The following is a 6,826-nucleotide window of genomic DNA, read 5'->3' on the forward strand; positions in this document are numbered from 1 at the left end:
GACGCCTGCGCGCCAGCTGTAGAGGAAGTGACTTGGACGGAGGCCACCGCACGGCTCTGGCGTGCGGCCAGTTCCTGGGCACCGGCCTGATCGCAACCGGCGTGCCTTTCGCGCTGGTGGGCGGCGTCCTGTTGCTGTTCCTGCGGGGCATGGACTTCTCGATCTCGGCGGCAGTGGGCTTCATCGCCCTCTCGGGCATCGCGGTCCTCAACGGCCTCGTCATGGTCAGCTCGATCCAAGATCTGATCCGATCAGGGATGAGCCGCGAGGAAGCCGCGCATGTTGGCGCGATGCAGCGTCTGCGACCCGTCATCATGACCGCGCTAGTCGCCAGCCTCGGCTTCGTGCCGATGGCGCTGGGCGAAGGCGCCGGCGCAGAGGTTCAAAAGCCTTTGGCGACGGTCGTCATCGGCGGTCTGATCTCGGCGACGCTTCTTACGCTGTTCGTGCTGCCGACACTCTATGCCCGGTTCGGGCAGAAAGTGATCGAGAAACCCGAGCACTACAATGAGGAGCATGAAGGGGACGACCACGGTCAGACCTTCGTGAACAACTTGGCCTGATGGATGGGCGGGGCGATCCGCGATCGCCCCGCCCATCTCTGGGAGATGGGGATATGCCTCGCACCATAACCAGCTCGATGCTTCACGGCGGGCCACTGCGCATCTGGTCGGCACTCACCGATCCGGATCATCGCCGGGCGTGGAGTCCGCTCGTATTTCTCGATGATCCGTCCCGGCTCGGCGACACAGAATGCACCTTTGCGATCCAGGGCATCACCCGGCCAATTCGGACGCCAGCACGGATTGATCGATTCGATAAACCGCACGCCTTCGCTTGGTCCTGCGGCATCCCCTATCTGTTCACGCTCGAAGAGCGGTACGAGCTGGCGGGGGACGATGGCGGCACCAGGCTAACGCATAGCTGCACGCTGCGCGGGGCGCTCTCCCTGCCGTTCGCGGCGATGATGTTGCGCCGCCTGCGATCCCTGATGGTCGAATCTGACGATCGCCTCGCAACCTATCTCCGCTGGCGGGTAGGTCAGCCTGCCCGGGCTATCAATCGTCAGCGCGTCCCCTTCCGCTACAGGAGGAAGGCGCGATGATGATGCACTGTAAGCGGGTGCTGCCCGCCGTCATCCTCGTTGTCGGGCTCGCGGCGTGCTCGGAAAGAAAGCCGCCAGCCCCGCCAACGGAGCAGCAGATCCATTCGTCCGACAGCGCCGTGGCGACCGGGGAAATGGGGCGGCATAGATATCGCTGTTCCGACGGGGAACCGCTGTTCGTCGATTACAAGGACAACGGCCTGCAGATCGATTTGCGGCGCTCCAACGGGGGACCGCCGATGATGCTGACCGCGCCAGCGCAGGGCCTGCAATATGTCGGCGAAACAGCCACCGCGACCTTCAAGGGGTCGCAGCTCACCATCGTGGAAGGCGATGGCCGTACCCGGATCTGCGAGCGGGAAGGCACGCGATGAACTGCCCTGCCTTCGAACGCCACAGGGCGCTTCGTCGGAAGAGACCGATGTCTGACACGTCGATTTCAAATGTGACAACCTTGTGCGGCCTGAATCGGGCCGGTCTGGCGATCGCGCGCCTCGGCGTCGTTCTCGTCTCCGGGGCGGTTATAGGGGCGTGTAATCCAGCGCCGACCCAGCCTACCGAGCCGGCGCATGAAAAGCATCTGACGTCGAAACTAATCGCGCAGCGCATCATGTACTGCGACGACGGCACACGCGCCGATGTCGACTTCATCGATGACGGCTTGAAAATGGCCGTCACCTGGCTGCCGAAGGGCAGGACCGAGATCCTGCGCGCGCAGCGAACCGGTGACGAGTTTCGCGGCGACCATTCGCGGGCTGTCGTGGCGGGCGGATCGATCGCGTTCACGCGACGCGGGAAGATCCGCGTCTGCCACCGAACCCCGGAGGAGTCCTAGGAAATGCAGGCACTGCTCTATACGCTTGCGCCTGTGCTGGCGGTCGTGCTCGGCGCGATTGTCGCGAGCCGCACCAAGTTGAAACCTGGCCTCGTGGCGGGCCTACAGCATCTCGCTGCCGGCGTCGTGTTCGCGGCGGCAGCGACCGAAATCCTGCCGCAGGTCAAGCATGAGGCATCGCCCAGCGCGACGTTGATCGGCGGGGCGGCGGGCGTCGCGACCATGCTGGGGCTCAAGGCTCTTGAGGCCCGCTTCAAGGGGCCGATGGCGCTACTCGCCGCGATCGGCATCGACATTCTGGTCGACGGCCTGGTGCTCGGCCTCGCTTTCGTGGCGGGCGAGAAGGCAGGTCTCCTGCTGACGATCGCGCTCACTCTGGAAGTGTTATTTCTGGGACTGACGCTGACCGACGAGCTGGCGGAAACCTATCGCTCGCGCTTGCGCATCATCGTGATCGTCTCGGCATTGGCCCTCCTGCTGCCGATCGGCGCGCTCGCTGCCGTGCCGGTCGCCGCGCTGTCGCCGGTGATGATCGCCGGCTTCCTCAGCTTCGGGCTGATGGCGCTGCTCTACCTCGTCACGGAGGAGTTGCTGGTCGAGGCGCACGAGAAACCCGACACCCCGCTCATCAGCTCGATGTTTTTCGTCGGCTTCCTGGCCCTGCTGACACTTGAGGAGATGATGGGATGATCCCGGGCAACGACAACAATGGCGGGCAGGAGCGCCGCACACTGTGGATCGTCCTGCTGCTGAACGCGGCGATCGCTGCGGGCTTCTTCGTTTCCGGCTTCTTCGCGGACTCGAGCGCGCTGATCGCCAACGGCGTCGACAACCTGTCCGATACGGCTGTGTATGCGCTGAGCCTTGTGGCGCTCACCCGGGGCCAGACATGGAAGACACGCGCCGCGGTCGCTTCGGGCGTCATGCTGCTGATCTTCGCGGGCGGCATCTTGATCGATGTCGGACGGCGCTACGTGCAGGGCAGCGAGCCCATCGGACCTACCATGATGGTCATGTCCGCGATCGCCGGCGTCGTGAATTACCTCTGCCTGCGGCTGCTCCAGCGCCTCAAGGATCCGGACGTCAATCTCCGGGCCGCAACCACCTTCAGCTTCAACGACTTCATTTCCAACGGCGGCATCCTGATCGCCGGCGTGCTGGTGCTGTGGTTGGGTACCAATTGGCCGGACCTGCTGGTCGGCTTCGCCACCGCCATCATCGCCATCAAGGGCGGTGTCGAAATCCTGCGCGACGCGCGCGCCGAAACCAAGAAAAGCGAAAGGAGGTCGTCATGAACGACAAGCTCGAACTCGACATTCCAGTGTTGTTGCCGGACCTTCCTGACGCGGCCGATGCCTGCCTGGACCGTCTCGTATCAACCCTGTCAAAGCGCGAAGGTGTCGAGCGGGCGCATGTGATCTGTCTCGACGGCAACACGCCAGCGGCGCTGTGCATCCATTTCGATGCCGCCAAGCTGCCGCTGCCACGGTTGCGCGAAATGGTGCGCGCCGCAGGTGCCGAAATCACCGAGCGCTACGGCCATGCGATCTGGCAGGTGACGGGGATCAACCACGAACGTCGGGCGCGCACGGTCAGCGATGCGCTGTGCGCCTTGCCCGGCGTGGTCCAGGCAAGCGCCAGCACCAGCGGGTCTGTCCGGGTCGAATATGATCGCCGCGAAACCACCGAAGAGGAGGTGCGCGCTGCGCTTCGCAAGCTGAAGGTGAGGGTGGGCAAGCGGGTCGCTGCCGATGAACATGCCGGCCACGACCACGGCCCCGGGGGCCACGGCGCGGGCGAAGAGAAGCACGGCCCCGGCGATGGCCACGACCATAGCCACGCCGAATTTCTCGGCCCCAATACCGAGCTGATCTTCGCGCTCGCCTGTGGCGCGCTGCTGGGGATCGGCTACGCGATCGAGAGGCTGGTCGCTGGCGCGCCCGAATGGCTGCCGACCGCCTGCTATATCGCAGCCTATTTCTTCGGCGGATTCTTCACGCTGCGCGAGGCGATCGACAACCTCCGGATGAAGAAGTTCGAGATCGACACGCTGATGTTGGTCGCTGCGGCCGGCGCCGCTGCGCTGGGCGCATGGGCCGAAGGTGCGCTGCTGCTGTTCCTGTTCAGCCTCGGCCATGCGCTTGAGCATTATGCAATGGGCCGCGCCAAGAAGGCGATCGAGGCGCTGGCGAAGCTCGCGCCCGAAACCGCGACCGTGCGACGCGGCGGGCAGACCAGCGAAATCCCGGTCGAGCAGATGGTCGTCGGGGACATTGCCATCGTCCGCCCGAACGAGCGCCTGCCTGCCGACGGCTTCGTCATCAAGGGCACCAGCGCGATCAACCAGGCCCCGGTGACGGGCGAAAGCATCCCGGTCGACAAGGTGCCGGTCGCGGACGCGGCGGCAGCGCGCGCCAAGCCCGATGCGGTGGACGCGGAAAGTCGGGTGTTCGCCGGTACGATCAACGGCGGCGGCGCGATCGAGATCGAGGTGACACGCCGTTCCAATGAAAGCGCGCTTGCCAAGGTCGTGAAGATGGTGAGCGAAGCGGAGACGCAGAAGTCGCCGACGCAGCGCTTCACCGACCGGTTCGAACGGATCTTCGTGCCCGCCGTCCTGGTCCTGTCAGTGCTCCTGCTGTTCGCATGGGTGGTCGCCGACGAGCCGTTCCGCGACAGCTTCTATCGCGCGATGGCGGTGCTGGTGGCGGCAAGCCCGTGCGCGCTCGCGATCGCAACGCCGAGCGCGGTCCTGTCGGGCGTTGCCCGTGCAGCGCGGGGCGGCGTGCTCGTGAAGGGCGGTGCACCGCTCGAAAACCTCGGGTCGCTCAAAGCGATCGCTTTCGACAAGACGGGCACGCTGACCGAAGATCGTCCGCGCATCACTGATGTCGTGCCCGTCGATGGCGCCGATGAAGGCGAGTTGCTGGCGCTGGCTGTCGCCGTCGAAGCGTTGAGCGACCATCCCCTGGCCCAAGCGATCGTCAAGGACGGCCGCGAACGTCTGAACGATCGTGCCGTGCCGACTGCCGGCGACCTCAAGAGCCTGACCGGTCGGGGCGTCACCGCGAGCGTGGATGGCGAGACGGTGTGGATCGGCAAGGCCGAGATGTTCGGAAGTGAGGGCATTCCGGCGCTGGGGCAGGGCGCGCAGGACGCAATCGCGAAGCTGCGCGAGAACGGCCGCACGACAATGGTGGTCCGCAAGGGGGACCGCGACCTGGGCGCGATCGGCCTGATGGACACGCCTCGCGAAGCTGCCAAGACCGCGTTGCGTCGGCTGCACGAGATGGGCGTGTCGCGGATGATAATGATCTCCGGCGATCACCAGAAAGTCGCCGAAGCGATCGCCGACGAAGTCGGGATCGACGAAGCGTGGGGCGACCTCATGCCCGAAGACAAGGTTGCCGCGATCAAGAAGCTCGCCGGCGAAGACAAGGTCGCGATGGTGGGCGACGGCGTGAACGATGCGCCGGCGATGGCAAGCGCCACGGTCGGCATCGCGATGGGCGCGGCGGGGTCGGACGTTGCGCTGGAGACAGCCGACGTGGCGCTGATGGCCGACGATCTGGCGCACCTGCCATTCGCAGTCGGTCTTAGCCGCCATACCCGTGGAATCATCCGGCAGAACGTCTTCGTCAGCCTGGGTGTCGTCGCCTTCCTGGTGCCTGCTACCATCCTCGGCCTCGGCATTGGGCCAGCGGTGGCGGTTCATGAGGGATCGACGCTGCTCGTCGTCATCAATGCGCTCAGGCTGCTCGCCTACCGCGATCCGGCAGGGAAGGCGGCATGAAGTGGCTGATCGCCTTCGACCTCGACGGCACGCTTGCCGAGAGCAAGCGGCCGTTATCGGAGGATATGGCCGCAATCCTCGCCCGATTGCTCGCCATCACGGATGTGGCGGTGATCTCGGGCGGGGACTGGCCGCAGTTCGAAAAGCAGATCGCCTCGCGCCTTCCTGCCGGCGTCGCGCTCGACCGTCTCTGGTTGATGCCGACCACAGGCACGAAACTCTATCGGTTCATCAATGGCGCTTGGCGCGCGGTCTATGCCGAACTGTTCGACGACGCGGAGAAGGCGAAGATCCGCACGGCCTTCGATCAGGCGCTGACCGATGCCGGTCTCGCCGACGAACGTATCTGGGGCGAACGGATCGAGGACCGGGGCAGCCAGATCACCTTTTCGGGCCTGGGGCAGGCAGCGCCGCTGAAGGAAAAGGAAGCGTGGGATCCTGACCGAAAGAAGAGGACCGCGTTGCAGGCCACGTTGCGCGCGAAGCTGCCGGAGCTCTCGATCAATCTCGGTGGCACGACATCGATCGACGTGACCAGAGCAGGGATCGACAAGGGCTATGGCCTGAAGCGCCTGAGTGCCGAGAGCGGTGTCCCGCTCGACGGGATGCTGTTCATTGGGGATGCGATATTCCCCGGTGGGAATGACTATCCCGCTGCTGAAATCGGCCTCGACACAGTGAGGGTGCGCGACGTCGCGGAAACCACCGCCGTCGTGACCGCCATCATCGCGTGTCTGCACCGATAGGATCAAGATACATGGTCGGCTCCATCGCGGAATGCCGCATTGTCAAAGCTCTGGCTTCTGTCGCTTAGGGCAGCGCTTCCTAAAACGAAAAGAAGGCAATGTGCGCGTCTCCGCGAACAAAGCCTCCAGCGATCAATCTAAGAGATTCCGCCGCGCTTCTCAATCGTACGCGGTGCTTGATCCCACCACTCGATAAACCGCAACAGCTCGGGTCCGGAGTGACGCCGCAGGTTCATTATTCCCCCCTCCTCCCCTCCGGCTTAATCCTGACAGTGCATCGCACTGGCTCGCCTGCCTTGTTGGCTGCCCGCCGACATTGTTCAAGCGTCTCCTGATTTGCTTGGGCG

8 protein-coding genes are annotated in these 6,826 nt (G+C 64.8%); all 8 read left to right on the forward strand.

Annotation, left to right across the window (positions count from 1 at the left end; genetic code table 11):
- Window positions 1-563: efflux RND transporter permease subunit (locus VMR39_RS09755; RefSeq protein WP_325415773.1), on the forward strand; the 563-nt coding region annotated here is incomplete at its 5' end.
- Window positions 564-616: 53 nt separating this feature from the next.
- Window positions 617-1,105 carry an SRPBCC domain-containing protein gene (locus VMR39_RS09760; RefSeq protein WP_004212879.1) on the forward strand — a complete coding sequence of 163 codons (489 nt, stop codon included), beginning with the start codon at window positions 617-619 and terminating at the stop codon, window positions 1,103-1,105.
- Window positions 1,102-1,479, forward strand: coding sequence for a hypothetical protein (locus tag VMR39_RS09765; protein WP_004212880.1), 378 nt, complete (start codon window positions 1,102-1,104; stop codon window positions 1,477-1,479). The genes VMR39_RS09760 and VMR39_RS09765 overlap by 4 nt, the downstream gene beginning before the upstream one ends.
- Before the next feature lie 47 nt (window positions 1,480-1,526).
- Complete coding sequence (locus VMR39_RS09770) at window positions 1,527-1,940, forward strand: hypothetical protein (protein WP_004212881.1); 414 nt, start codon at window positions 1,527-1,529, stop codon at window positions 1,938-1,940.
- Window positions 1,941-1,943: 3 nt separating this feature from the next.
- Window positions 1,944-2,630: a ZIP family metal transporter gene (locus VMR39_RS09775; RefSeq protein WP_004212882.1), complete on the forward strand. Its 687-nt coding sequence runs from the start codon at window positions 1,944-1,946 to the stop codon at window positions 2,628-2,630.
- Window positions 2,627-3,235, forward strand: a complete 609-nt coding sequence (locus VMR39_RS09780; protein ID WP_004212885.1) for a cation transporter — start codon at window positions 2,627-2,629, stop codon at window positions 3,233-3,235. The genes VMR39_RS09775 and VMR39_RS09780 overlap by 4 nt, the downstream gene beginning before the upstream one ends.
- Window positions 3,232-5,733 (forward strand): heavy metal translocating P-type ATPase, encoded by a 2,502-nt coding sequence (locus VMR39_RS09785; protein ID WP_325415775.1) that lies wholly within the window; start codon window positions 3,232-3,234, stop codon window positions 5,731-5,733. The genes VMR39_RS09780 and VMR39_RS09785 overlap by 4 nt, the downstream gene beginning before the upstream one ends.
- Window positions 5,730-6,479, forward strand: a complete 750-nt coding sequence (locus tag VMR39_RS09790; RefSeq protein ID WP_004212890.1) for an HAD-IIB family hydrolase — start codon at window positions 5,730-5,732, stop codon at window positions 6,477-6,479. Before VMR39_RS09785 ends, VMR39_RS09790 begins: the two co-directional genes overlap by 4 nt.
- Window positions 6,480-6,826: the final 347 nt, after the last annotated feature.

The organism is Sphingobium sp. (genome assembly GCF_035511395.1).
Taxonomy (GTDB): domain Bacteria; phylum Pseudomonadota; class Alphaproteobacteria; order Sphingomonadales; family Sphingomonadaceae; genus Sphingobium.